This is a genomic window from Brevibacillus fluminis (assembly GCF_052072235.1).
Taxonomy (GTDB): Bacteria; Bacillota; Bacilli; order Brevibacillales; family Brevibacillaceae; genus Brevibacillus_D; species Brevibacillus_D fluminis_A.
The window spans coordinates 1,900,121-1,923,768 of the sequence record NZ_CM125436.1 but is presented as its reverse complement, the minus strand read 5'-3'; the positions used below and the strand labels follow the sequence as shown (position 1 = coordinate 1,923,768).

Sequence of the window (23,648 nt, the reverse complement as noted above, 5' to 3'; positions counted from 1 at the left end):
TTAGTGGACATTATAGCGGAATCAACAAGGAGTGGCAACCCCAAATCGCAAAATAGAAAAAAGTCAAACAAATGATGATATTGGATAAAACCGGGCAGATGAGCATTTACATAAGGAAGGGGTGCTACGCTAACACTAGAGGCGTGTTGATCAAACAAAGAGAGGTGAGTCCAGCATGGGTGGACGTGGCAAATCGGACAAATCGGAACGCCGCAACAATCATCCGCCGGGACGCCCGAGCGATCTCGATCAGTTTGGGCGCGAGGCAGACAAAAGAATGGCGTCTTCTTCCCCGGTTACAGAAGGAAACGAGCGAGGCGGCTGAAGCCTCTGCTCGTTTTTTTCTGAAAAACGCTTGCGGTCCGCACTTTTGTCCCCCGATGAGAGGGGAAAAACAGTCATGACCATTATTGTGTCAATTCGATTTCTCCCGTCGACGTTGTAACGCGAATCAGTGGGCCGTTGGTGCCGTATGCGGCTTGGAACGAATGCTCTTTTTGCTCTTCTGCCTGCAACCCCTTGATTCTCGCCCTGATTTCGCCTGTCGATGATTCCAGTTCGGTACGCAACGCATCCGGAAGCGCCCCCAATCGAATCGCCACATCGCCCGTTGAGGAATCGATTGTCACGTCTTGCTCCAGCTTTTTCGTAAAGGTCGCGTTTATGTTGCCCGTATCGGTGGAAAGATCCATTCTCCCGGTGAGATCCGCCAGCTTGACATCTCCTGTGGATGTGTGGATCGCTGCATCCTGTGTCTGGCTATCCTGTGCCAGTGCGTCCCCTGTCGACGTTTCCACTTTCAGCTGCTTGGCTTGCACGTTTTTGATCTTGACATCGCCTGTGCCGCTCGTAAGCTCGATGCGTTCAAACGCTTTTGGCGGAACGGAGATGATCAGCTCCAGCCTGCCGTCGAATTGAAACGGAAAGCTGAATACGCTGCCTTTTTTAACATTGACGCGCAGCGTGCCGTCCTTTGATTGCGTGGCCTCGAACGTCAGCACCTTCCTTTGCTGCTCGGAAATTTGTCCCCCCAGATTCACATGGATGTCCGCATCGCCGGACGGAATGACGGAAATGTCGGTCGTGTCCGTTTCCACCGCAAGCGTTGAAATCGGGTCGGCCGGAATTTTTTTCTGTTCGTCAATCTTTTTCGACGCAATCGAGCCAAATTGAATGTCCGGGTGTTTGACGTACGTATAGGCAAGTCCGCCGGCCCCGACCAAAAACAGCAGTAACGACAGCAAAAATACAGATTTCAAAATTCGTTTCATGTTATTTCCCCCGGATCAGCGTCAAATTAAACTGGAGGTAACGCTTGGTCAAATAGAAGATCCATTTGGTGAAGGCAATCAACGCTACTCCGAGCATGCCCCCAAGCCCTACCGCCGCGATTCCGGCAAAGACGATAAACCATCGTTCGGCTTCCGTGCCTGCATAGCCCATGCCGCTTACGATGCCGAGCGGAGACAGCACGAGGGCGACAGCTACCGCGAACATGCCGAGCAGCGTGCCTAACAAGCCGATAAACGGCCCCAGCACAAAAATCAGGTTGATCATGATCAAGGCGATCGCCATGATGATCGATCTGACACCCATCGGGACGGTCTCCCCCGCTACCCGCCGCTCATGTCCCCGCGCCTCGATGATGCGCTGGGCAATCAATTCGGGACTTCCCAGTGATGCAGCGATCTCCTCCTCGCTTTTCCCCTGCTCCATGCCGCTTAAAAAATGTTTGGTATAGTCAGCGAGGATGTCCAACCGTTCCTTGTCGGACAAACTGCGCAGTAATCCGTCCAGCTCCTGGATAAATTCCAACCGCGTCAAGCTCTCTACTCCCTTCAAAGCCAAGTTTCCCAAATAGTAGCATCAAACCGATCATACTGACAATCCGCTTCATAAAATCTTTGCAGTTGTCCTTTTGCAAAAGCAATACGGTCGCTGTCCCGTCCAAAAAGAAAAGGAGGGACTCTCCCCTCCTTTTGCCTGCTTGTGATGATTATTCGACGAAATCGAATTCGAAATCGCCAATGTGCACGGTATCGCCATCTTTCGCGCCGCGCTTGCGCAGCGCGTCGTCGATGCCCATGCTGCGCATGATGCGTGAAAAGCGCTGAATCGAGTCGTAGCTGTTCAGATTGGTCATCCGCGCCAGCTTCTCGATCTTTTCGCCGCTCACGATAAATGCACCCTCGCTGTCGCGCGTAATTTCGAACTCCGCCGCTTCCGGCTCCGCCTTGAATACGACGCGCGCTTCCACCTCTGCCACTTCCTCGATCACCGGTTTTAGCGGCAAGGTTTCCAGCTTGTCCGCTACCGCATACATCAGTTCTTTGACGCCCTGATTCGTAGCTGCCGAGATCGAATAGATCGGCACGTCAGGAACCAGCTCACGGAAACGCTTGAGGTTCTCTTCCGCTTCCGGCAGGTCCATTTTGTTGGCTGCGATGATTTGCGGACGCTCTTCCAACCGGATGTTGTACAGCTTCAGCTCCTGGTTGATCGATACATAATCCTCGTACGGATCGCGACCTTCTGTGCCTGCCATATCGATCACATGAATGATCAGGCGCGTCCGCTCCACATGCCGCAGGAACTGGTGTCCCAAGCCGACGCCTTCATGTGCGCCTTCAATCAGCCCTGGCAGGTCCGCCAGCACAAAGCTGCGCTCGCCCAAATCGACTGCGCCCAAATTCGGCTTGAGCGTCGTAAAGTGATATGCGGCGATTTTGGGGCGTGCTGCTGTGACGCTGGCAAGCAGCGTCGATTTGCCCACGCTCGGATACCCGACGAGTCCGACGTCCGCAATCAATTTCAGTTCCAGCGTGATGTTGCGCTCCTGGCCCGGTTCGCCGTTTTCCGCAATCTCCGGCGCCGGATTGGCAGAAGTGGCGAAGCGGATGTTCCCGCGTCCGCCGCGTCCGCCTTTTGCAATGACCGCACGCTGCCCGTGCTCAACCAAGTCAGCGATCACTTCGCCCGTATCCGCATCGACGACGGTTGTTCCTGGAGGTACGCGAACCAGCATATCTTCTGCGCCCGCGCCGTGCTGCGACTTGTTGCGTCCGTGTTCGCCGCGCGGTGCCTTAAAGTGACGCTGATAACGAAAGTCTACCAACGTGCGCAATCCTTCGTCCACGACAAACACGACATCGCCGCCGCGGCCACCGTCGCCTCCGGCAGGACCGCCGAGCGGAACGTATTTTTCCCTGCGATAGGAAACCGCTCCGTTTCCGCCGTCCCCGCCTTTAACATAGACTTTCACTTGATCTACAAACATGGTGCCACCTACCCTTTGATCGTTACATCCTGTATGAAAAAGCGTGTTTCCAAAAGCCATTCTTCTTCGGTATGTATCCACTCGGTCATACACGCAGCTGATTGTTTTTCTACCATTTTTGCCACAATCGCTTCCCCTGATGCAGTGAGCATCCCGTCTAAGTCAAAACGAATGACAAGGGCTTCCTCTGTTTGAGAAAACGAAATCAGCATGCTGGCTGCATCAGGAGCCGATGAGTCCAGATGTTCCTGTACCGCAAACACCAGACCTGTTAGAAACCGATACACGCTTTCGCGATCGATATCGATGGTTGAGAAGTCGATGGGCCCGTCCATCTCCACTTCGAGCCGCAGCTCATTGTGCAGCGCATGAAAGCTAAGCAAAAAAACGGCCAATTGTGGAAATTGAATGCGAGAGATCATTCCTTCATGAAATGTCAGCTCCGTTACCCGCTTCAAATATTCTTCCGCACGCTCCGGACGACCCAGCTTCAAATAGCTCATCAGCACCTGAACATGGTTTAACCAATCATGTCGCTGTTGATTTAAGAGCTGGAGCACCAGATCCGTCTGCTTGGTAATCATTTTTTGGTCGTCGCTCAACGTCTTCACACCCGATACCATAGATTCCCCGCTTGCCAGCGCATCGATTCAGAATGCGGCCACTCCTTGTCTGAGCCAGCGATTCCGCAGCGGCTCGCTTCACAAAAACGGGGTCCTTTTCATACAAAAACCTCCATCGCGGCCAGCTCAGCGATGAGTGGCCGCGATTGGATGGAGCGTATGAATCGTCGTACGTTAAAAAGAAAACCCAGCGGTTAGGCTGGGTTATGTCTCGCTGACTTTTCTTATGCTTGAGTCGCTACTGGTTCGATCACAACTTGTTTGCGATCGCGGCCCAGACGCTTGAAGCGAACGATACCATCAGCAGTAGCAAACAGCGTGTCGTCACCGCCAATGCCTACATTCGTACCTGGATAGATCTTCGTGCCGCGTTGGCGAACGAGGATGTTACCAGCTTTAACGAATTGACCGTCACCGCGTTTGGTGCCCAGACGTTTCGCGATGGAATCGCGTCCGTTCTTGGTCGAACCTACCCCTTTTTTGGAGGCGAAGAACTGAAGATCAACGGAAAAAAGCATTTTCATTGTGTTGCACCTCCTTGCCATTTTGTATCAGACACCGTTACATACTTGCCGTAGTTTTCCGCAATCATGATCATCGAAATCGCCATGCTTTCCGCCAGCAATTGCTGCTTCTCCCCGATGGCCTCATCGGTATCGGTGGCAAGCCGCCAGCTGAGGTAGCCGCCGCTCTGATCCGCTTGCTTGACGTCAGGTATGATTCCGAGCAATACGTGAACAGAATTGAGAGTGCCAAAGGCGATTGCCGAAACAGCGGAGCAGACGATGTCTTTTCCGTGTCTGGCAGCTTTGGCATGTCCGGAGACAATGATCTCTTCAATACCGGTAGGATTGCGTTTGATTTCAATCGTAATCATCGTGTCACCAAATTAAGCGTTGATTTTTTCAATCACAACTTTGGAGAATGGTTGACGATGACCTTGCTTGCGGCGATAGTTTTTCTTGGCTTTGTATTTGAACACGAGCACTTTTTGACCTTTGCCATGTTTTTCTACTTTACCAGTTACAGTCGCGCCAGCTACAGTTGGAGCACCTGCAGTTACTTTGCCGTCTTTGCTCACGAGCAAAACTTTGTCAAAAGTAACAGCTTCGCCTTCACCTGCAGTCAGTTTTTCGATGAAAAGAACGGAGCCCTCTTCAACTTTGTACTGTTTGCCACCAGTTTCGATAATAGCGTACATTTGTATTGCACCTCCCTATACTAAGACTCGCCATGACAGGTGTGACTGCTCCCCGTGGGGACAATCAGCTTATGTACCTGGTTCGTGCGGTTACAGCATGCTTGAGGTGACAAGCATATCTGCATGACAAAGATTAGAATAGCATAGCTGGCGGCCTATCGTCAATAGCACAGGCTCATTTCATTCTCTCCGCTTTTGCGCGTGCTTCGGCCAAACTGCCCGCATAACGAATCTGACAGCGGTCCTGCTGATGGTTGTCCGGCGTTCCCAGCAGCAGCTCGATGGAAAGACGTTTGGCCATTTCTTTTGCTTGTTCGTGCAGTTCAGCAGGCAGCTCGATGACTGCGGCCTCGATGTCATTGAGGCGAACCATCTGCTGCAAGTCCCGTTCCAGCTGATACAGCAACTCGCCCCCTGACAAAACCCTGCCCTTGCCGCTGCACAGCGGGCATGGGACGGTAAGCGCGTGCGAGAGTGTTTGCCGGCTCTTTTTGCGGGTCATCTCCATCAAGCCCAGCTTGGTGAACCCCAAAACGTTGCCGGGCGAACGATCAGCCGCAAGCGCCGCCGTCAGCTCCGCCTGCACCCGCTCGCGATTGGCCACTTTTTTCATGTCGATGAAATCGATGATGATGATCCCGCCGATGTCACGCAGTCGCAGCTGGCGTGCGATTTCTTTGGCCGCCTCCCGATTGGTGCGCGTCACGGTCTCCTCCAGATCACCAAACGCCTTGCCGGTAAACTTGCCCGTATTGACATCGATGACGGTCATCGCCTCCGTCTGGTCGATCACAAGCGAGCCTCCGCTCGGAAGCGCGATTTCACGCTGCAGGGCCCGATGCAGCTCGTCATCGATTTTGTATACGTCAAACAGCGGCTGCTTGCCTTGGTAGAACGACAGCTTGTCGAGCAGATCGGGAAAAACGGCAGCCACATACCGTTTTACTCGCGAAAAAACGGTAAAATCGCCGATGACCAGCTCATCAAGCTCCGCGGATGCCGTATCGCGGATCATTTTTAACAGCGGATCGGCATCCTGGTAAAGGAGACACGGCACTTTTTTTCCAGCCGTATCGGCAAGCGCATCCGTCCAAATGCTCCGCAAGTATGCGAGTTCTTTGGCCAACTCCTCGGCGCTCGCGCCTTCCGCCTGCGTCCGCAAAATCACACCCTCCGTGCCGGCAAGCAAAGGGGCGGCGACCTGCTTCAGGCGCAAGCGTTCTTTCTCGTCGCCGAGCTTTCGCGAGATCGAAATGTGACCGCCTGCAAAAGGTTGATACACCAGCATCCGGCCGGGCAACCCCACGTCCAGGGTCACGCTGGGCGATTTGCTGCCCACCGCTTCCTTGTAAACCTGCACGATCCGCTCTTCCCCCTCGCGCACCAAATCGCGGATATTCGGCTTGGGCGTCCCGCGCTCTTCCTTCCAGCCTGGAGGCAAAGCATCGTCGATATACAAATAAAAATTGCCCTCCGGTCCGGCATCCACGAATGCCGCTTGCATCGCAGGCAATACTTTTTGAATTCGAACCCGATAAATGTTGCCGAGAATTTGTCCCGTTCCGTCCGCTCCCACGAATAGCTCGGCGAGCCGTCCATGCTCCAAAACGGCAATGCGCTCATTCCCGTTGTACGCCTCAATCAAAATTCGCTTCAACCTGCCCGCCTCCGAAAGTATCGATAATAAAAGGTCTATCCCTGTTATACAAGGAAAGACCATAGGCTTGCAACCCTGCTGCAAGTAGCTCCTTACGTCAGCAAGCTCGATATCGGATGCTGATGCCTTCGTTCCACAAGCAGCGCATACAACAATCGCTCTTCCGTCAAAATGCCGCCTGACATCCCTTTGACAATAAACATATGCTGACATCCGCGCCGAAGCTCCTGACAAGCTCCCGCCACTGATGTCGCCCCATGAAGCGCGATCGGATGCATGCGCTCCTCTTCCTCCAGCCGTGCGTACTTGTCCATCAAAAACCGGATAAAGTGATAGGGAAATCGCAAAAACGCCTCGACGTTCACAAACAGCAAGTAAAGCGCAACCACCACGCTGTTGATATGATGAAAAAACAGGCCGCTGCCCAGGAGGATGCCGGCAAGAAGCACGCTCATGCCCAATGTCCCGAGCGCTGCCGTCCGGTAAGGGAGCCGGAAGCAAAGGATCGCCTGCACGATGCGTCCCCCGTCAAGCGGCCAGATCGGCAGCAGATTGAAGCCTGCGATCAGCCAGTTGCTCATCATGAAAAACCGGGTCCACTCTTCCGTCCACCAGCCGAACCGCCAAAAGAGAAGCGAAAAAAAAATCATCACAATATTCATAAACGGCCCTGCCAAGGCGATTACGATCTCATCCAAAGGGGCCGAGGCCGCCTCATCCTCCATAATCGCCACGCCGCCAAATGGCAGAAACTGCACTTCCTTCACGGTCCAGCCCAGCTCCCGGGCGACCGCGATATGTCCGAGTTCGTGGATGAAAACGATCACGAACAGCGTGATCGTTTCAATGAAGTAGCCGGCTGCGAGCGATAACGCGATGACGCCCCAGAAGAGCAGATGGATGCGAAACTTGATGCCGCGAAATTGCAGATTACTCAATCGGAATCACATCCAGTGGATTGATGAATTTCTCTCCCTCCTTGACCACAAGCACGGCTTGCCGCTCTTGATTCCCATTTGCTCTCGCAATGCCGATCGTGCTGCCAGGGTACACCCAGTCGTTGAGAGCGACAGCCGCTTGCTCCAGGTTGCTAAACCAGACTTCCCGCTGATTGGCATACTGGACCACAACCGAAAGCCCCAGCCCCGGCTTTTCGCCGATAAAGGTCACCCACCCTTGTTCCGCATTCAGCACCTTGCCGTCGGCGCCGACATTCACCACGACACGCCCGTTTGCATTTGTGAACGGCTGTACGACTTTCCACGTCGCAGGCGCTTTCCATTTTTGCGTCTGAACATTGGTATGGGCAGGCACAGCCGCATCTTTTCCGGCAAACGCCGGCAGCACGGACGGAAGCTTGCCAAACGCGCTTTGATACCAGTTCGCTACGCTTTCAAAGTTGTAATCGCGCGTCATGACCTCCTTCGCCGTCTCCTTCCATCCGTTCGGCAGCGCGACATTGGATTGGAACACCAGATAGGCTACGCCGATTAACAGGAGCGAGCCAAACGTTTGCAAGCCGAGCCTGTCCTGCGGCGGCATGCGCAAGGTCTCGTCCTTCTCCTCTTCCGCACGATTGCCTGCGGGATACAGGCTTGGCCGAAAACTCTCCTCGATCGGATCATCCAGCTCATGAAAATAAGGGGGCATCCCGTCCCGCGGCTGCTGCATGCGGATTTTTTCGATGCGCTCCCGTCTTCGCTCTTTAACACGGTCTACCTCATTGAACATAGGCGTCCCTCCGGGGCAAGCGTTTGTATCATTCTATGACTTGTCTCCCCCGTATATGCCGCGTCTGGACACGCCTTGGGCCGCATGTCCTTCAGCGATCGGACATGCGCGGCAGCATCTGCGAAAAAAAAGAAAAAAGCAGTTTCCCTTTTCCAAGAGAAACTGCTTTGCTCGTTCAATCAAAGCTTACAGCTTGATAACGTTAGCAGCTTGTGGGCCGCGGCTACCTTGAACGATTTCGAATTCAACTTTTTGACCTTCTTCGAGGGTTTTGAAACCTTCGGATTGGATCGCGCTGTAGTGTACGAATACATCTTCTCCGCCTTCAACTTGAATGAAGCCGAAGCCTTTTTCTGCATTGAACCATTTTACTGTACCTTGTTGCATGAAGAAATACCTCCCAAAAATCACGCCTATATGAGGCGTTAAGTTACGTTAACCTAATTTACTAAAGCGCTCTTTCATGTACGAAAAAAGCCGTACCAAATGAGATTTGACCACATGGTGACGCATCTCATAAGGTACGACTATCATCCAATCATCAAATCACTTTTAGGTCAGTAAAATGGTTAACTTAAACAGAGTTTACCATACTTATCTGGGTTTGTCACGCTTTTTGATCGCATTGGAATGTAGAAGTGAGCGATCTCACAAAATTTTGTTACCTGCCATACTGCTTTCTCATGCCAATATTCAGCACGACGGCAAGGATCATAAAGTTCGTGATCAGCGAGCTTCCCCCGTAACTGATAAACGGCAGCGTAATCCCCGTAATCGGCATCAGCTGGATGGTCATCCCGATATTCTCGAATATTTGGAAGGTCAGCATCCCGACGACGCCGGAGACGACATAGGAGCCGAACGGGTCCTTCACCTGCATCGCGATCTGGATCAGACGATAGACGAGGAAAAAGTACAGGATCATCAAAATCCCCCCGCCGATAAACCCCGTCTTCTCCGCAATGACCGTAAAGATGAAGTCGCTTTCCCCTACCGGCACCCACCCGAAGCTGGCCTGTGTTGCCGTATGGACGCCTTTTCCCATCAATTGGCCCGACCCGATGGAAATCAGGGCTTGCTTGAGCTGAAAGCCTTTTCCCACTGCATCCAGATCGGGATTCAGCCAGTAGACGATGCGGTCCCACTGGTAGGGCTTGAAAATTTTAAAGAAAATCGTATCCCGATGGAACATGTAAAAGTACGTCATGACCCCGAAAAAAGCCCCAATCAAGGTCAGCAAAACCATGATGTGCCGCTTGCGGATCCCGCCGACAACCAGCATCGTGGCCGCGATTCCCAAGTAGACCGTGGCATTCCCCAGATCGGGCTGAACCAGGATCAAGAGCGTCGGTATACCGATGAGCATCGCAGGAGGGATCAGCTGGTAAAAATAGCGGAAACGGTCCGGATTCTCCGAGTGTTTGGCCAAAAGACGCGCCACCGCCAAAATCGTGAACAGCTTCATCGGCTCTGCCGGCTGCAGCAGAACCGGTCCCAAATTGTACCAACTCGTCGTGTTGTTGATCGGCGTCGTCCAAAAGACCCCGATCAGCAAGATGATCCCAAGCCCGTAAAAAGGAAACGCGAGCGTATAGAAAATGCGGTAGTCAAAAAGCAGCATCGCGAACAGCACGACGTATCCGGCTAAATACCATATCACTTGCATGTTCGCCTTATCGACGCCTGCTGCCGACCCTGAGATGCCTAAGTAACTGAATGCGCCTAGACCAAGGAGAATCAGCAGGACCATCCAGTCCAGCTCTTTCCACAGTCTTTTTTCCAAGTCCATGTTTCTCCTCCTACAAAAATATAGAAACAGGGTATTCCCCTGTCTCTGATAGGAAGCTCAAAGTGCGAGAGCCTTCTTTGTTTTAGCCCAATCCGAAAAATTTGCGCATCTTGGTCAGCATGCCGCTTTTTTGGTCAAGCTGCATGAGCGGAACCGATTCTCCCAGCAACCGGCGGGCAATGTTGCGGTACGCAAGCGACGCGCGCGATTCATGGCTCAGCACGGTAGGTTCCCCCATGTTGGCCGACTTGATGACATAATCATCATCAGGGACAACGCCGATCAAGTCAATGGCTAGCAAATCCAGAATGTCCTCGACTTCAAGCATGTCGCCATTTTTCACCATGTGCTGGCGCACCCGATTGATGATGAGCTTCGGCATTCCTACTTTTTCCCGCTCCAGCAAGCCGACAATGCGGTCAGCATCGCGTACCGCCGCTTTTTCCGGGGTGGTGACCACAATCGCCTGATCAGCACCGGCGACCGCGTTGCGGAATCCTTGCTCAATCCCTGCCGGACAGTCGATCACGACATAATCGAACTCTTCCTTCAGCTCCTTGATCACCTGCTCCATTTGCTCAGGTGTGACGGCTGATTTATCTTTTGTCTGTGCAGCTGGCAAAAGCGCAAGCGTTTCTACGCGCTTATCCTTGATCAAAGCCTGCGACAGGCGGCATTCGCCTTCAATCACGTCTACCAGATTGTAAATGATCCGGTTTTCCAAGCCCATCACAACGTCGAGGTTACGCAGTCCGATGTCCGTATCCACCATGCAGACTTTTTGACCGTTCATGGCAAGTGCAGTTCCCAGATTGGCCGAGGTCGTTGTCTTGCCCACCCCGCCTTTTCCCGATGTTACTACAATTGCAATACCCAAATCGCATCCCCACTTTCTTCATGCCTCATGCCTCATTTGCAAGGGAGCCTGTGCTTCCCTTATGCAAACCTATCGATGTAGTCTCGTTTATCAGCAGTTTCGCTCTCTTGCACAGGGCAACCGGCTCTTCACCGCTTTACCCCCAATTCAGGGCGAACGCGCATCAAATGATTCATTTTGGCGACGATCATTTTATCCTCTTCCAAATAGGCGAACTCGGTCGAACCTTTTTGTTCCGCCCATTCCTCACCTGGCCTGCTGATCACTCCAGCGATCCGCAATTGCGTCGGTTCCAGGGAGGCGGCAGCAATGATCGCTTGCTTGTCGCCGTTTACGCCGGCATGAGCAATTCCTCGGAGATGGCCCAATACAAAAATACTTCCCGTGCTGGTAATCATCGCGCCTGGATTCACATCTCCAAGCAGCAAAAGATCGCCATCAAAGTGAATGACCTGTCCATTGCGGACATTGCGGACCTCCAAGGAAAAGCGCGCCTTCAACATCTCGGCATACGCCTCTTCCTTGGAGATTACGTCGGAGTCGATTGTATGAATAACCAGATTGCCTTTTTGCCGAATAACCTGTGTCAGCTGCTCCATCTGCTCGGGGGAGCAATAGCGCTTCCCCAGCTGGATGGTGACGCGGATCAACGGGCCAGACAAGATCTGATTGTGACTATGCTCTATTTTTTCACGCAGGTCAGCCATTAGTTCCTCGAATGAACAACTGTCATCCATGAAGAAGACCAGGCCGTCTTTTCTGCCTTTAATGGTAACCTTTTGCTTTGTTGCAGTCATTGTCGCCGTTCACCTCAAACGATACCATTCGCCAATCCCCGAATACTTTCCTGCTCCATGGGGAAATTTTGGCGAAACCCGTCGTTATTTCTTTTGCTGTGGAGAAGGAACGACGGGTGCCGGCGTCAATTTTCCAGGGTACATCTCGTTGTAAGCCTCTAAAATTTTGCGGGCAATCGGGCCGGACGCGTCAGAGCTGTGCCCGCCGTCCTTAATGGAGTTAGGGACCAGCACGACAAAAGCCAACTGTGGATTTTGATAAGGCGCGTAGCCGATCATCAGCGCATTCTCCGCTTTTTTCCCTAACTGGGCCGTACCTGTTTTGGCTGCTACTTCAAATGGCAGCCCTCTGAACGTGCCGGAAGCCGTACCACCCGGCTGTGTCACCATGTGCATCCCTTCTTGCACGACCTTGATCCATTTCGGGTCGATCTGCACGCGGTTCAACACTTCCGTCTCCATAATCGTCAACGTCTGTCCCGGCTTTTTCAAATCGGTCGTCCCTTTGCGAATTTCTTTGACCAGATGCGGACGAATCCGATAGCCGCCATTGGCGATGGCTGAAACATATTGGCCGAGCTGCATCGGTGTGAAAAGGTCGTACTGCCCGATCAGCGCATGCGCAAGGTTGCCGTAATAATTGTTGGGGTTTGGCCAGCCTGAGCTTTCATACGGCAAATCGACACCCGTTTTCACGCCGAGGCCGAATTGCGCATTGTAGTAATCGAGAACCGAAAACTGTGTGGTATAGCTAATGTTTTTATTCATCGCGCGGTCAGCGAGACGGACCGCCATCGTGTACATGTACGTGTTATTGGAAACCTGCAGGGCACGCCGCGCATTGACCGGACCGTGTCCGCCCGCTTTCCAGTTGCGCATGTACACATTCCCGACCTTCAAGCCTCCCGGGTCCATGATCGTTTCACCCGGAGTCGTCAATCCTTCCTGCAGTGCCATCATGACGGACAATGGCTTGTAGGTGGACGCTGGCGGATAGGAAGAGCCGATGAAATGGTTCAGCTCGTTTGGCAAAATCAACGTCTTCCATTGCTTGTTGAATTCTTCCTGGTCGTAGTAAAGGTTCAGATCATAATCCGGATAGCTGGCCATCGCCAATATTTCCCCATTTGTCGGGTTCATCACCAGGACGTGTGCATCGCGCAGCTCTTTTGGCGTGGAAGGGCGCTTTTTCAAGTCCTCGATATGATTCTTCAAAATGCTCTCCACTTTGCTTTGGAACTTCCAATCCAGCGCAAGCACCAAGTCGTTCCCCGGCTCCGGATCGCGTTTCTGCCGTTTCTCGACCGTCTGCGAATCTTTGTTCACGTGCACTTCGCTTGCGCCATCTTTCCCGCGCAACGTGCGCTCATAAAAACGCTCCAGCCCTGTCTCACCGACCATGTCCGTCCGCGAATAGCCTTGCGCAACGTATTCAGCCAGCATTTCGGGACGGATCGGCTTGATATAGCCGAGGAAATGCGTGCCGAATCCCGTTCCGTCCGGATCTTTGTGAATCTCTCGCAGCGGCTCCAGGATGACGTTAATCCCGGGCAGCTCAGAGCGTCGCTCCTCAATCTGGAACATCTCCTCATGCGAGATGTTTACTTTGACGCGGCGCGGGATATAGCTTGCGATGCCATATGACCGCATCTCCTTCAAAATCCCCATCTTGCGCCATTGAAAGAGTCGCTGCTCTTCCGTCAGATTGAGCGGCACATCCAAATCGAACATCGCGGCGTATTTGAGCAGGTCCATGTCGGAACGCTCCTGGAGATTCGCTGGTTCGGGCAGCAAGCGCAGTCCTGCCTTTACTTCCTTGGCCAAATTTTCCCGATCCTTGTCATCGAGACGCGCCGGAATGGCGAGGTTGTATTGGATGGCATATTTCATCAACTCCCCGTCCGAGACATCCTGCAGATCGGTCGCGGGAGCATTTGTTTTCCAGGCCGCTTTAACCTGGCTTTTCAGTTTTTCCCGCCCGTCGCCGTCAAGCGGAGAGCGGACGGTCAGGTTGATCTTCAGCGCCGTCTTGATCAAATCCGAATCGTTCAGCCGATCGACAGTCTCCGCTTTCGGGAGACTGTTTAAGTAAGGCACGAGCCGACTGATCAGCTTGGCGGTATCTTGCGCGTTAAAAGAAACAGGGAGCGTCGCTTTGTACTCGAGCGCTTTTTTCACCAATTCCTTGTCCGTACCCGGCTTTTCATCGTTTTCTTTCAGAATGCCTGCCAGCTTATCGGCAACCTGTTCCTGGTTGATCGATTGATTCTGGTCTTCTACGAACGTCACCGTATAAACCGGCTTGTTGGCAACCAACACTTCGCCGTTCGCGTCCAAAATACGCCCGCGCGGTGCCGGAAGCGGCAGTTCACGCGTGCTGTATTTCTCCAAATCGTGCTTATATTGTTCACCTTCCACAAGCTGTACGAACGCAAGCCGAAGGATAATAATCGCGAAAAACAGAAACACGACGACGAACAAGATGTTCAAGCGGGTCGGAATATGTGATTGGTGTTCTTTCTTTTCGCCCATCAACGCATCCTCCTCCTCTCACATACTCCCACTACTCACTCGTTTTTTCACGTCTTGCCCGAACTTTGTCGCATAGCTTTGCCATCGGCCAATAGACGATGATCGCGAAGATCACATTGGCAATGACGTTCGGGATAATCTGCTTCGTTAACACCCACTGCACATCGACGACCGCAATCGAAAACAAGCGGAACAAACTGTAGACAAGCCACTCATGGCCGAACAGGACAATGCTGATCGTCGTCAAAAAAACCGCAGCGCTGCGATGGAACAGCTTGACGATCAAACCGGAGAAATAACTCGCCACCATCATCGACAGCGTGTAAACGCCGATCAGATTGCCGAACAGGACGTCATGGAGGAAACCGAGCGCCATGCCATAAAACAGTCCTTCCCGCCTCCCTAAAAAGAAGGAGACCAATATGGCACCGACCAAAGCGAAACGTGGAACAAGCGTCATTGTCTCCAGAAATCGTTGCGGGGTAAACACTTGAAAGACGGTGCCTTCAAGCAAAAACAGAAGCAGCAGCGTTGCGGTCAAATAAAAACGTGGCATTACTGTCCGCCTCCGCTGCCTGACTTCGTACCAGGAGTTGTTTGCGATCCGACTGCCGGCGATTTGACATTGCCTGTCTCATCCAGTTGCGAGGACGGAATCAATTCTCCTGTCGGCGTCGTCACATACGCGCGCTCCACAACCATGACTTCATTCAAGTTGCCGAAATCTGCGCTTGGCTGTATGTAGGCGGTTTGGGTCAGGCCGTAATCATCGGGTTGCACGCGCGCCACGATCCCGATCGGCAAGCCGCGCGGTATGACGCCGCCAAGGCCTGATGTCAGCACCTGCTGGTTGACTTCAATTTTTTGGTTGAGCGGAATTTTGCGCATGATCAGCATGCGTTCCCGCGGATCGTACTCTTCGATGACGCCGTTTGCCTGTTGATATACTGTGGTGCCATTGACAACCTGTTTGCCCAAAATGACAGAAGCGATATGGTTGCCACCGTCAATGTTTGTCAAAAGCTCCACAGTTGAGGAGAAATTCGAAACACTTTGCACACGGCCGATCAGACCTTGCGCCGTCACGACTGCCATGTCTTTTTTGATCCCGTGCTTGAGTCCTTTGTCGATCGTCACCGCGTTGTTCCAGTAATCGGAGCTGCGGGCAACAACCTCCGCAATCCGGAGATGGTATTGCTTCAAGGTGGACTTTTCCGCCTGCAACGTTTTGCGCAATTCATCATTCTCCGCTTCGAGAACGGCAAGCTTGGCAGTGACTTGCGCATATTGGTCGAGGCTGGCTTTCAATGCCCGGTTTTCTTCATAGACGTTATAGGCATCGCCGACATCTTCAAAAAAAGCGGAAAAAGCCTGGGCAGGGCCGTAAAAAATGCCCTGCACCACGCTGAATGTATCCTTCAAAAACTTCTCAGGCCACGTCAACGCTCCGCGCGTCTTGGAGGTAAAACCCATGACGGAAATGAGCAGCACGAGCCCGACAAGCACTACCATCAATCGTTTGTTTCCAAAGAACAACATGCCACCGCCTTCTTACCGGCCCCGTTTGGAACGGGAAGAGGTAATACCATGCTTCGACTTGAACAGATGCATATTATCCAGTGCTCGTCCGGTACCGATCGCTACGCAGTCAAGCGCATTTTCGGCAACGTGAACGGGCATCCCGGTCTCCTTGCTGAGCAAACGATCCAGGTTGCGCAGAAGAGCCCCGCCACCGGTCAGCACGATTCCGCGGTCCATAATGTCAGCTGCAAGCTCAGGCGGACTTTTTTCCAGCGTGATCTTCACAGCTTCAACAATGGAAACTACGGTTTCAGACAAAGCGGAGGCAATTTCTTCACTGGTCACGCTGATTGTTTTCGGCAATCCGGTTACGAGGTCGCGCCCGCGAATGTCAACAGACTCCTCTTCTTCCGGTGCGATTGCCGAACCGATTTCGAGCTTCAGCGTTTCAGCGGTGCGCTCCCCGATCATCAGGTTGTAACGGCGTTTGATATACTGGATGATCGCTTCATCCATTTCATCGCCTGCCACACGGATCGAACGGCTGGTTACGATCCCGCCGAGCGAAATGATCGCAACCTCGGTCGTCCCGCCCCCGATGTCGACAACCATGCTTCCTGTCGGCTCCCAAACCGGCAAGTCCGCACCGATTGCGGCTGCAAACGGCTCCTCGATCGTAAACGCTTCTTTCGCCCCTGCTTGCTTGGTCGCATCCTCAACCGCACGCTTTTCGACTGCGGTAATGCCGGAAGGAACACAAACCATCACGCTGGGGCGGCGGCTGAACAAGCCTTGGTTCTTTTGCGCCTGATGAATGAAGTAGCGCATCATGGTCGCCGTTGTTTCAAAATCGGCAATAACCCCGTCCTTCATCGGGCGGACAGCCACGATGTTGCCTGGCGTACGACCGATCATGTTTTTGGCGGCATTCCCCACCGCTTCGATCGTATTGGTATCGGTCCGAATCGCCACGACGGACGGCTCACGGACAACAATCCCTTTTCCTTTGATATAAACAAGCGTATTGGCTGTACCCAGGTCGATGCCCAGGTCGCGTGCGAAACCACCAAACATAAAAAATCTCCTTCCGTATGTTCGCAAGCAAGAACGAATCCTGCTCTTCCTAACGAATTAATCCTTACAAATAACCTTGCTCTTTCAAACTGATGTACTTGCCATCACCAATGATGACATGGTCGAGCACCGAAATGCCCACCAGGTCCCCTGCTCCCACCAGTGTCTTCGTTACAGCAATATCTTCGCGGCTTGGTGTCGGATCTCCGCTCGGATGATTATGTAAACAGATGACGGAAGCACTGCTACGCTTAATCGCTTCTTTGAAGACTTCACGCGGGTGTACGATCGAAGCGTCCAGACTGCCCACAAATACCGTTTGTTTGCCAATCACTTGATTTTTCGTATTGAGAAACAGACAGACAAAATGCTCTTGCGTGAGCATCGACATCTGCGGCATCATCAAGTCGGCTACGTCTCTGGGTAAACGAATGACCGGACGTTTACCAACTATATTTCCCATTTGCCGACGTCCTAACTCAAACGCGGCCTGCAATTCAATCGCTTTGACCGGTCCTATTCCCTTGATCTTGACCAGTTCATCATAGGATGCCTGTGAGAGCCCGCGCAAATCGTGAAATGAAGCCAACAGGCGAACAGAAAGCTGATAGGAATTCTCTTTTTCCGTGCCTGTTCGCAGCAATATTGCGAGCAATTCCGCCTCTGAAAGGGCTTGAGCCCCCAAACGAAGCAAACGCTCGCGTGGACGCTCTTCTATAAAGACGTAATTGCTCCCCCAATTGTTGCACACATTTGCGTTACTCATTTTTCTGCCCTCCGCTTCTTCTTTCGTTGCGGTGATTTTTCTCAAGAAGAAGGTCTAGGCAGTCGGATCATCCGCTACAGAACATGCAAATCAAAACGCTTGAGCAAATCTGCCGTCAATGCAAGTGGCAATCCTACAACCGTAAAATAATCGCCGACGATTCCCTCGACGATGGTTGCTCCAATTCCTTGGATGGCATAGGCTCCTGCCTTGTCCATCGGTTCCTTTGTCGCGATGTAGGCGCGAATTTCCTCATCCGACATCGGCCGCATCCGTACTTTCGTCGAGCTGTGCGCCACTTCATGCCGTCCGCTTGCAGCGTCCACCAAAGCGACTCCGCTGAACACGACGTGCTCGCGGCCAGCCAGAGACTTTAACATGCGGAACGCTTCCGCTTCGTCCTGCGGCTTGCCCAGAACCTGATTGTCCAATACGACGATCGTGTCGGAGCCGAGCACCAGCCCGCTCGTCTTTTCGGCTGCCACGGCATTCGCCTTTCGCAGCGACAGCTCTTCTACAATTGCTTCCGGTGCCAAACCGGCGTCACATGATTCGTCCACATCGCTTGACTGCACAACAAAAGGAAACCCCAATGCGTGGAGCAGCTCTTTGCGGCGCGGAGAGCCCGAGGCCAAAATGAGCGGAAGAAGCGTTGATTGAATTGACATTTTTGTTCCCACCCAGCTTACCAGCAAGTAATTATCTTACACGTCGTGAAATCCAGAATGCGAATGCGAGCCCAGCGATGCTGGCCAAGTTGAATTTCAACTGAAGCGAAAGTTTGAACGTCAGAATGTCAAGGTCCAGAGAAGGAGACCATGACACAGTCTTGGATACCCTCAAAAAAGGAAGCCACTCCCCCAAAATATCGCCGAGAATACTTCCCGCAATCATTCCAGCGAGCAAAATCAACACGAACGTAACCGTCTCTCTCCCGACCATTCTCTCTCTTCCTTTATATCCTTACTTTCATAAGGGTGGATGGTATCACAACCACACATAAGTGTAGCAAATGACAGATGGCGAAACAATCCCTGAAATCCTCTTGCACTCCACTCTACAAAAAGACAGACCTCCCTGCAAGAAAGTCTGTCTTATCAATTGTTACGGCTGTATTTTCTTGACGATCTGCAAGTAGCTTTCCACAAATTGGAGTACCCCTTTTTGCGCCTGCCAGGCATACGATTCTGCGTTCGGATTTTTCACCTGGGCATACGCCGTCACCGCTTGGGTGATGCCGTTCACCATTGCCTCAAGGTCTGCATGCGCCGCTTCCGGCATCATCTGGGCAAATGATTTTTTTTGCTCGAGCAGTTTTCGATGCTGCTCGGTCAGCTTGGCATCAGCCTCTGCGGGCAGCTTCACCACCTTGCCGTCACGCATCATCTGCCCCGACCAATCCGCAAGCGTGCGGGCAAGCTCAAAACCCGTGACCAGAAACCCTTGTGCATCCGCCGGATTGAACGACGCGGCAGACTGCGCACCCGCTACTGTCGGTTGGGTTGGGGATGTCAGTCCCTTGTTAATGCCTGGAAATGTCACTTCCTTTATATAAACATCCTGACCAATCGCTTTTAACTGGCTGGCGAGGCCGAGAATTTGGTCGCGGCTCGTGGCTGCAGCGAGGTACAGGTACCGTTTCGGGCCATCCTCGACATACATGTGTGGCAGTTGCTTGTCAGCGAGCGGTTTCACCGCTTGATCAGCCGCTTTCTGATCGCTGAACACACCGCCCTGCGCGATGAAAAGCCGTTGGTCAGGCAGCGTGACCTGGATCTTCTGGCTTCCTGCCGCTCCTTTCGCTGCCTCGCCTGCCACAGGCAGGGCGTGCGTCCCGGCCGCGGAGCTTTGTCCATTCTGTTGGGTATTTTGCTGCGCGTTCCCCTGAACTGCCGCCAACGTCTGCACCGTTCCATCCAGGACTGTTCGATAGGATTGGGAGAGCTGTTCGTTCATGAACACCGCGAGGACGAGGAACCCGAAATGCAGTCCGACCACCACCGCCCCTGTCACCGTAATCAGCATCTTCATCCCGGGCTTTTTCCAGAGCACACGGTATTTGTTGCCAAAAAACGCCGCAAGCTTGCCACGTTTCGGCTCGTCCTCTTCCTCCCACACCGGCCCCTGCTGCCTGTCGCTCGTTTCAACTTCTTCTGCTGCATGGATGTCATTCGGCAGGGCTTCCTCTTCCACCCACCCCGGTTGAAGGAAAGGCTCTACTTCTCTGCTTTCCCGTGCTTGCCGGATGGCAGACAAGCGCTGCATGGCGTCATCGTCATGGGGAATGGCTTCTGGCGCCGTCACGGGATTTGCGGGCATATTCGTTTCATCGAACGGTGGCACGGTTTGATGCTGCGTTTTTTCCTGATGTTCATGCAGGGTGGATTTAATTGGCTGTATCGGCAGACGGCCCGGTTTTGCTTGCGGCAAAGGCTGTCCATCCAGTTTGATCGTGATTTGGTTGCTTTTTTTGGCTTGCATAAAAAATCCCCCTCTGACCAGCACTCTTCTAGTAACTAGCATACGGGGGGAAATCTACGAATATGACAAGCTTTTATTCAAATGGACTGTCATGGTTGGCCGGTGGCGCTACGACAATCGGCAAGCGATTCGGGAAGTAAGGCGCGAGCGCTGGCGAGAAGAACGCTTCCATCGTCACTTCAGCGGTGAATCTCTGCGCATCCGCCGAAGGGCGCAATTCTATCAGGTTGTTCCCGCCATTTGACGAGATTTTGACCTGATCGATGCGAATCACCCGAGGCAACTGGTTCACCTCCTGGAAAAAGCGGTGCACCTGCGCATAGTTGCCCGTGATTTTCGTCGAGATGCTGACGTTCTCCAATCCGGTAAACGTCGGTCCCTCTTGCCCCGCCGATGATCCGATCGGCGTAAACTTCGCGGCTTTTGCCTTGCCTTGGCCGGTCTGATCCGCTGTATTTTCCAGGCTGTTGGACAGTCCGATCCCGTCCATATCAACTCCGCTGACGGTTTGCAAACGGGTCATGTCCAGCATGATTTGCTCCAGATAGGGCGCTTCCGGGATTTGGTTTTGGAACTTCGGCGGGAGCGTCGCCACTTCCTGTCCCTTATTTTTCGCGTCTGCTGTCTGCAGTGCTGCAAGATACGACTTTTCCTTCTCCAAATCAGCGGAGAGCTGGGCTGACTTCGCTTTTAGCGGCATGAGCGCAAAGTAATAAAAGGCACCCCCGGCAAGGAAAACTAGCATCAGCACCAAAAGCAGTGTCTGTCGACTGATCGTCATGCCTTATTTCTCCTCTCCTTTTTGGTGTGTTATTGTCCCTGGGGCGCGGCAGCTGGCTGCGCATTCGGCGAACCTGTGACCTGATTCTTCTTGACCGTCAATTCAAAGGATAGCATGTAAAACGGTGCGACTTTTTGCCCGATCACGGATTCTACCAATGCTTTCTGATCCTTGCTTACGCTGACGGACCCGATCTTGGCCATCGCAAAATAAGCGGAATGGTCAACAGCCTGGATGAAACTGACCGCCTCCTCGACCGTGCTGAACTTCCCGCTAACCTTCACCTGGTCCGGTTCCTTGAATTCAACGGTGCTGATGACACTGCCTGCAGGCAGCAGCTCCGCCAAGCGGTCCAGAAGAAAATCGGTCGAAACCGACGCGTTGCGGATCAATTGCGGCAGCGCAAGGTATGCGGTCGCATCCACTTTATCGGCCGGTTTTTGGCTGGCTTGCGTCAACGTCTGCTGCAAGGCTTCCTTTTGCGCCTTGATCGCTTGAATCTGCGCTTCGAGCGCGGCATTGTCACGGACCGTCGCCTGATAGTCCCGTACCAAATACCAGCTGCCCGCCCCGATCGCAAGAATGCCGAGCAGCAAAATGACGGGAATTTGACGGATTTTCCGTTTGGGCCGTGGCAACAGGTTGATCTGAATGTGAGCGCTCATCGACTATGCACTTCCTTTAATCCAAGGCCGACCGCCGCTTCAAAAGCAAACAGGCTGCTGATTTTATCCAGACGGACCACCTGTAAAAAAGCCGGGGTATGGACAGGTATGCTATACCGGCTGCGCAGCTTTTCCGCCAGTTTTGGCATATCGCCAAAGTCGCCCGTCATATAGATTTGCTCGACTTTTTGTTTGCCATCGTGCATGGAATATTGGTAAAAGTTCATGATTCGTGTCATTTCCGAATTCAGGTCGTTTACATAGCTCTCCAGCCGATTTTCCCGCTCCATCAGGCCGATCGCCTGTCTCGCCATCTCCAGCGAGCTTCTGCTGCGCTGTGCGTTGAAAAAAGGAACCGACAGCTCGACCGAACGGACGAACTCCGGGTAGCCTGCGGAAAAAATGGCAACCTCCGCTCCGGCTAACGTGATGTTGATCAGCAAAATGCCATTGCCCGCGATTTCCGGAAACTCCTGATCGAGCGTGCGATACAGGGCAAGCGGCTCGATATCGACCGCAACCGGCTTCAAACCGGCTTTGCGCACCGTATCGACATAGCTTTGGACCGTATCTTCCGGCGCGGCGATCACCATCAGCTGGATTTGCTCGCGCTGAAGCTCCAGCTCGGCGTCCAGCTCATACCCGGTGGCACTCGCGCTGTTTTTTGCCTCGTCCTTTTTGGGCAGGAGAAGCGGATTTTGGATTTTGACATAATCGAATACCGGTTTTTGAAACGGCAGGTGAAGCGAGTTTTCGATTTCGATCTCCACCAGATCGCGAATCTCCTTGTCAGGCACTTTCGGGATTGTCAACCGGCGAATGATGATATTGGAAAGCGGCACAGACAGGATGGCTTCCTTGCCGCGCAGATGCCATTCCTTCACTTTTTTCTCCAGTTCAAAAGCCAACCATTCCCGGTCGCGAACGCCATGGTTATCAATGATGTCGGGATTAATCGGGACGATCCCCTGCTTGCGCACATAGGTAGAATCGGCGGCGCGCACCTCCGCCAGCTTGATCGCATAGGGAAGGAAGTGCAGCCCGACCTGCCAATTCGGTGTATTCCCTTTCAGTAGACGTTTCCACATGACCTTCACCTCACAGTTGGATGAACAAGGATAGATAGGCTTCGAGCAAACGGTCGCCGCAAAAAAATGCGAGCAGCGCCGCAGCACAGAGAGAAGGGCCAAACGGGATTGCGCCCTTCCATTTCACTTTACCTGAAACGAGCAAAACGATGGCGACTGCCAAACCGATCACGGATGCAAGAAACAATGTGAGCAGCACGTTTTGCCAGCCGATGCCGAACCCCAACACGCCGAGCAGCTTCACATCGCCCATCCCCATCGCCCCCGGCTTGATGGCCGCGATCGCAAACAGCAGGGCAAAGCCGAGCACCCCGCCGAGCAAATAGCTGTACCAAAAATCCACCGGCCAGATGATCCGGCATAGGGCGATCAGCGGCAAGAAGGTCAGCAGCACCGCGTTGGGGATTCGCCTGTAGATAGTATCGCTGACCGATACGATGATAGAAAGCGAGATTAGCAGAAGCGCGATAAACAGCTCTGTCGGCTGCGTGTTGTATTGCAGATAGGCAAACGCGAACAATATGCCAGCCAACAGCTCCATGAGCGGATATAGGATTGCGATTGGCTTTTTGCAGTTGGCGCATTTGCCGCGTCGGAACAGATAACCTGCGAGCGGCAGCAGATCGAGAACGCTCAACCGCCGCTCGCATTTCGGACAGCGGGAGGGCGGGCTCACGATCGATTGCTTCAGCGGGATGCGCAGGCCGACAACGTTGTAAAAGGAGCCAAAGCAGAGCCCCAGGATGAAGAAGAAGAGGGTGAAGAAGAGATCCAGTGGCGTCATGTTG

General features: G+C 53.0%; 27 protein-coding genes and 1 other annotated feature. Of the genes, 1 reads left to right on the top strand and 26 read right to left on the bottom strand.

Features of this window, described 5'->3' with window-relative positions; translation table 11 throughout:
- Nucleotides 1-175 precede the first annotated feature (175 nt).
- Nucleotides 176-325: a hypothetical protein gene (locus tag ACTID9_RS09570; protein ID WP_183192358.1), complete on the top strand. Its 150-nt coding sequence runs from the start codon at nucleotides 176-178 to the stop codon at nucleotides 323-325.
- A gap of 82 nt (nucleotides 326-407) precedes the next feature.
- Here the strand turns inward: ACTID9_RS09570 and ACTID9_RS09565 are convergent, their stop codons facing one another.
- The 26 genes from ACTID9_RS09565 to ACTID9_RS09440 all read right to left on the bottom strand — a co-directional run bounded on the left by ACTID9_RS09565 (nucleotide 408) and on the right by ACTID9_RS09440 (nucleotide 23,644).
- Complete coding sequence (locus tag ACTID9_RS09565; RefSeq protein WP_441070972.1) at nucleotides 408-1,271, bottom strand: DUF4097 family beta strand repeat-containing protein; 864 nt, start codon at nucleotides 1,269-1,271, stop codon at nucleotides 408-410.
- 1 nt (nucleotide 1,272) lies between these two features.
- A complete protein-coding gene (locus ACTID9_RS09560; RefSeq protein WP_441070970.1) occupies nucleotides 1,273-1,824 on the bottom strand; it encodes an HAAS signaling domain-containing protein in 552 nt (183 codons plus the stop codon).
- 172 nt (nucleotides 1,825-1,996) lie between these two features.
- Nucleotides 1,997-3,277, bottom strand: coding sequence for a GTPase ObgE (obgE, locus tag ACTID9_RS09555; RefSeq protein ID WP_441070968.1), 1,281 nt, complete (start codon nucleotides 3,275-3,277; stop codon nucleotides 1,997-1,999).
- A gap of 8 nt (nucleotides 3,278-3,285) precedes the next feature.
- Nucleotides 3,286-3,879 (bottom strand): Spo0B domain-containing protein, encoded by a 594-nt coding sequence (locus tag ACTID9_RS09550; RefSeq protein ID WP_441070966.1) that lies wholly within the window; start codon nucleotides 3,877-3,879, stop codon nucleotides 3,286-3,288.
- Between the two features lie 245 nt (nucleotides 3,880-4,124).
- Complete coding sequence (gene rpmA, locus ACTID9_RS09545) at nucleotides 4,125-4,424, bottom strand: 50S ribosomal protein L27 (RefSeq protein WP_425456287.1); 300 nt, start codon at nucleotides 4,422-4,424, stop codon at nucleotides 4,125-4,127.
- Nucleotides 4,421-4,777: a ribosomal-processing cysteine protease Prp gene (locus tag ACTID9_RS09540; RefSeq protein ID WP_441070963.1), complete on the bottom strand. Its 357-nt coding sequence runs from the start codon at nucleotides 4,775-4,777 to the stop codon at nucleotides 4,421-4,423. The genes rpmA and ACTID9_RS09540 overlap by 4 nt, the downstream gene beginning before the upstream one ends.
- A gap of 12 nt (nucleotides 4,778-4,789) precedes the next feature.
- Nucleotides 4,790-5,101, bottom strand: coding sequence for a 50S ribosomal protein L21 (rplU, locus tag ACTID9_RS09535; RefSeq protein ID WP_122917508.1), 312 nt, complete (start codon nucleotides 5,099-5,101; stop codon nucleotides 4,790-4,792).
- 13 nt (nucleotides 5,102-5,114) lie between these two features.
- Nucleotides 5,115-5,203 (bottom strand) — a sequence feature (ribosomal protein L21 leader region).
- Nucleotides 5,204-5,276: 73 nt separating this feature from the next.
- Nucleotides 5,277-6,758, bottom strand: coding sequence for an Rne/Rng family ribonuclease (locus ACTID9_RS09530; RefSeq protein WP_441070961.1), 1,482 nt, complete (start codon nucleotides 6,756-6,758; stop codon nucleotides 5,277-5,279).
- A 92-nt stretch (nucleotides 6,759-6,850) separates the two neighbouring features.
- On the bottom strand, nucleotides 6,851-7,696 hold the full coding sequence (locus tag ACTID9_RS09525) for a M50 family metallopeptidase (RefSeq protein ID WP_441070959.1): 846 nt from the start codon (nucleotides 7,694-7,696) through the stop codon (nucleotides 6,851-6,853).
- Complete coding sequence (locus ACTID9_RS09520) at nucleotides 7,689-8,489, bottom strand: peptidoglycan DD-metalloendopeptidase family protein (protein WP_441070957.1); 801 nt, start codon at nucleotides 8,487-8,489, stop codon at nucleotides 7,689-7,691. Before ACTID9_RS09520 ends, ACTID9_RS09525 begins: the two co-directional genes overlap by 8 nt.
- A gap of 186 nt (nucleotides 8,490-8,675) precedes the next feature.
- Nucleotides 8,676-8,876: a cold-shock protein gene (locus tag ACTID9_RS09515; protein ID WP_441070955.1), complete on the bottom strand. Its 201-nt coding sequence runs from the start codon at nucleotides 8,874-8,876 to the stop codon at nucleotides 8,676-8,678.
- Between the two features lie 274 nt (nucleotides 8,877-9,150).
- Nucleotides 9,151-10,278, bottom strand: a complete 1,128-nt coding sequence (locus ACTID9_RS09510; protein WP_441070953.1) for an FtsW/RodA/SpoVE family cell cycle protein — start codon at nucleotides 10,276-10,278, stop codon at nucleotides 9,151-9,153.
- Nucleotides 10,279-10,360: 82 nt separating this feature from the next.
- On the bottom strand, nucleotides 10,361-11,155 hold the full coding sequence (minD, locus tag ACTID9_RS09505; RefSeq protein ID WP_441070952.1) for a septum site-determining protein MinD: 795 nt from the start codon (nucleotides 11,153-11,155) through the stop codon (nucleotides 10,361-10,363).
- Between the two features lie 128 nt (nucleotides 11,156-11,283).
- Nucleotides 11,284-11,952, bottom strand: a complete 669-nt coding sequence (gene minC / locus ACTID9_RS09500; protein WP_441070951.1) for a septum site-determining protein MinC — start codon at nucleotides 11,950-11,952, stop codon at nucleotides 11,284-11,286.
- 84 nt (nucleotides 11,953-12,036) lie between these two features.
- Nucleotides 12,037-14,484, bottom strand: coding sequence for a peptidoglycan D,D-transpeptidase FtsI family protein (locus tag ACTID9_RS09495; RefSeq protein WP_441070950.1), 2,448 nt, complete (start codon nucleotides 14,482-14,484; stop codon nucleotides 12,037-12,039).
- Between the two features lie 31 nt (nucleotides 14,485-14,515).
- Complete coding sequence (gene mreD, locus ACTID9_RS09490) at nucleotides 14,516-15,040, bottom strand: rod shape-determining protein MreD (protein WP_441070949.1); 525 nt, start codon at nucleotides 15,038-15,040, stop codon at nucleotides 14,516-14,518.
- Nucleotides 15,040-16,023, bottom strand: coding sequence for a rod shape-determining protein MreC (mreC, locus tag ACTID9_RS09485; protein ID WP_441070948.1), 984 nt, complete (start codon nucleotides 16,021-16,023; stop codon nucleotides 15,040-15,042). The genes mreD and mreC overlap by 1 nt, the downstream gene beginning before the upstream one ends.
- Before the next feature lie 12 nt (nucleotides 16,024-16,035).
- Entirely contained in the window at nucleotides 16,036-17,079 is a 1,044-nt protein-coding gene (locus ACTID9_RS09480) for a rod shape-determining protein (RefSeq protein ID WP_122917497.1), read from the bottom strand.
- Nucleotides 17,080-17,143: 64 nt separating this feature from the next.
- Entirely contained in the window at nucleotides 17,144-17,845 is a 702-nt protein-coding gene (gene radC, locus ACTID9_RS09475) for a RadC family protein (RefSeq protein WP_441070947.1), read from the bottom strand.
- Between the two features lie 74 nt (nucleotides 17,846-17,919).
- Complete coding sequence (locus ACTID9_RS09470) at nucleotides 17,920-18,513, bottom strand: Maf family protein (protein ID WP_441070946.1); 594 nt, start codon at nucleotides 18,511-18,513, stop codon at nucleotides 17,920-17,922.
- A gap of 31 nt (nucleotides 18,514-18,544) precedes the next feature.
- The gene (locus ACTID9_RS09465; RefSeq protein WP_441072520.1) at nucleotides 18,545-18,739 is read right to left on the bottom strand and encodes a DUF4321 domain-containing protein; all 195 of its coding nucleotides are present in this window, start codon (nucleotides 18,737-18,739) and stop codon (nucleotides 18,545-18,547) included.
- Between the two features lie 210 nt (nucleotides 18,740-18,949).
- Entirely contained in the window at nucleotides 18,950-20,326 is a 1,377-nt protein-coding gene (locus ACTID9_RS09460; RefSeq protein WP_441070945.1) for a hypothetical protein, read from the bottom strand.
- Between the two features lie 73 nt (nucleotides 20,327-20,399).
- Nucleotides 20,400-21,107 carry a type 4a pilus biogenesis protein PilO gene (gene pilO / locus ACTID9_RS09455; RefSeq protein WP_441070944.1) on the bottom strand — a complete coding sequence of 236 codons (708 nt, stop codon included), beginning with the start codon at nucleotides 21,105-21,107 and terminating at the stop codon, nucleotides 20,400-20,402.
- A gap of 29 nt (nucleotides 21,108-21,136) precedes the next feature.
- Complete coding sequence (locus ACTID9_RS09450) at nucleotides 21,137-21,772, bottom strand: PilN domain-containing protein (protein WP_441070943.1); 636 nt, start codon at nucleotides 21,770-21,772, stop codon at nucleotides 21,137-21,139.
- Entirely contained in the window at nucleotides 21,769-22,860 is a 1,092-nt protein-coding gene (pilM, locus tag ACTID9_RS09445) for a type IV pilus biogenesis protein PilM (RefSeq protein WP_441070942.1), read from the bottom strand. Before pilM ends, ACTID9_RS09450 begins: the two co-directional genes overlap by 4 nt.
- A 10-nt stretch (nucleotides 22,861-22,870) precedes the next feature.
- Entirely contained in the window at nucleotides 22,871-23,644 is a 774-nt protein-coding gene (locus ACTID9_RS09440; protein WP_441070941.1) for a prepilin peptidase, read from the bottom strand.
- Between the last annotated feature and the right edge of the window lie 4 nt (nucleotides 23,645-23,648).

Coding starts and splice junctions, on each gene's coding strand:
- obgE (WP_441070968.1), bottom strand. CDS start 3,277: ATGTTTGTAGATCAAGTGAAAGTCTATGTTAAAGGCGGGGACGGCGGA.
- rplU (WP_122917508.1), bottom strand. CDS start 5,101: ATGTACGCTATTATCGAAACTGGTGGCAAACAGTACAAAGTTGAAGAG.
- ACTID9_RS09480 (WP_122917497.1), bottom strand. CDS start 17,079: ATGTTTGGTGGTTTCGCACGCGACCTGGGCATCGACCTGGGTACAGCC.
- ACTID9_RS09515 (WP_441070955.1), bottom strand. CDS start 8,876: ATGCAACAAGGTACAGTAAAATGGTTCAATGCAGAAAAAGGCTTCGGC.
- pilO (WP_441070944.1), bottom strand. CDS start 21,107: ATGACGATCAGTCGACAGACACTGCTTTTGGTGCTGATGCTAGTTTTC.
- ACTID9_RS09565 (WP_441070972.1), bottom strand. CDS start 1,271: ATGAAACGAATTTTGAAATCTGTATTTTTGCTGTCGTTACTGCTGTTT.
- ACTID9_RS09450 (WP_441070943.1), bottom strand. CDS start 21,772: ATGAGCGCTCACATTCAGATCAACCTGTTGCCACGGCCCAAACGGAAA.
- ACTID9_RS09495 (WP_441070950.1), bottom strand. CDS start 14,484: ATGGGCGAAAAGAAAGAACACCAATCACATATTCCGACCCGCTTGAAC.
- mreD (WP_441070949.1), bottom strand. CDS start 15,040: ATGCCACGTTTTTATTTGACCGCAACGCTGCTGCTTCTGTTTTTGCTT.
- ACTID9_RS09440 (WP_441070941.1), bottom strand. CDS start 23,644: ATGACGCCACTGGATCTCTTCTTCACCCTCTTCTTCTTCATCCTGGGG.
- pilM (WP_441070942.1), bottom strand. CDS start 22,860: ATGTGGAAACGTCTACTGAAAGGGAATACACCGAATTGGCAGGTCGGG.
- radC (WP_441070947.1), bottom strand. CDS start 17,845: ATGAGTAACGCAAATGTGTGCAACAATTGGGGGAGCAATTACGTCTTT.
- minC (WP_441070951.1), bottom strand. CDS start 11,952: ATGACTGCAACAAAGCAAAAGGTTACCATTAAAGGCAGAAAAGACGGC.
- ACTID9_RS09460 (WP_441070945.1), bottom strand. CDS start 20,326: ATGCAAGCCAAAAAAAGCAACCAAATCACGATCAAACTGGATGGACAG.
- ACTID9_RS09470 (WP_441070946.1), bottom strand. CDS start 18,513: ATGTCAATTCAATCAACGCTTCTTCCGCTCATTTTGGCCTCGGGCTCT.
- ACTID9_RS09510 (WP_441070953.1), bottom strand. CDS start 10,278: ATGGACTTGGAAAAAAGACTGTGGAAAGAGCTGGACTGGATGGTCCTG.
- rpmA (WP_425456287.1), bottom strand. CDS start 4,424: ATGAAAATGCTTTTTTCCGTTGATCTTCAGTTCTTCGCCTCCAAAAAA.
- mreC (WP_441070948.1), bottom strand. CDS start 16,023: ATGTTGTTCTTTGGAAACAAACGATTGATGGTAGTGCTTGTCGGGCTC.
- ACTID9_RS09520 (WP_441070957.1), bottom strand. CDS start 8,489: ATGTTCAATGAGGTAGACCGTGTTAAAGAGCGAAGACGGGAGCGCATC.
- ACTID9_RS09540 (WP_441070963.1), bottom strand. CDS start 4,777: ATGATTACGATTGAAATCAAACGCAATCCTACCGGTATTGAAGAGATC.
- ACTID9_RS09570 (WP_183192358.1), top strand. CDS start 176: ATGGGTGGACGTGGCAAATCGGACAAATCGGAACGCCGCAACAATCAT.
- ACTID9_RS09465 (WP_441072520.1), bottom strand. CDS start 18,739: ATGATTGCGGGAAGTATTCTCGGCGATATTTTGGGGGAGTGGCTTCCT.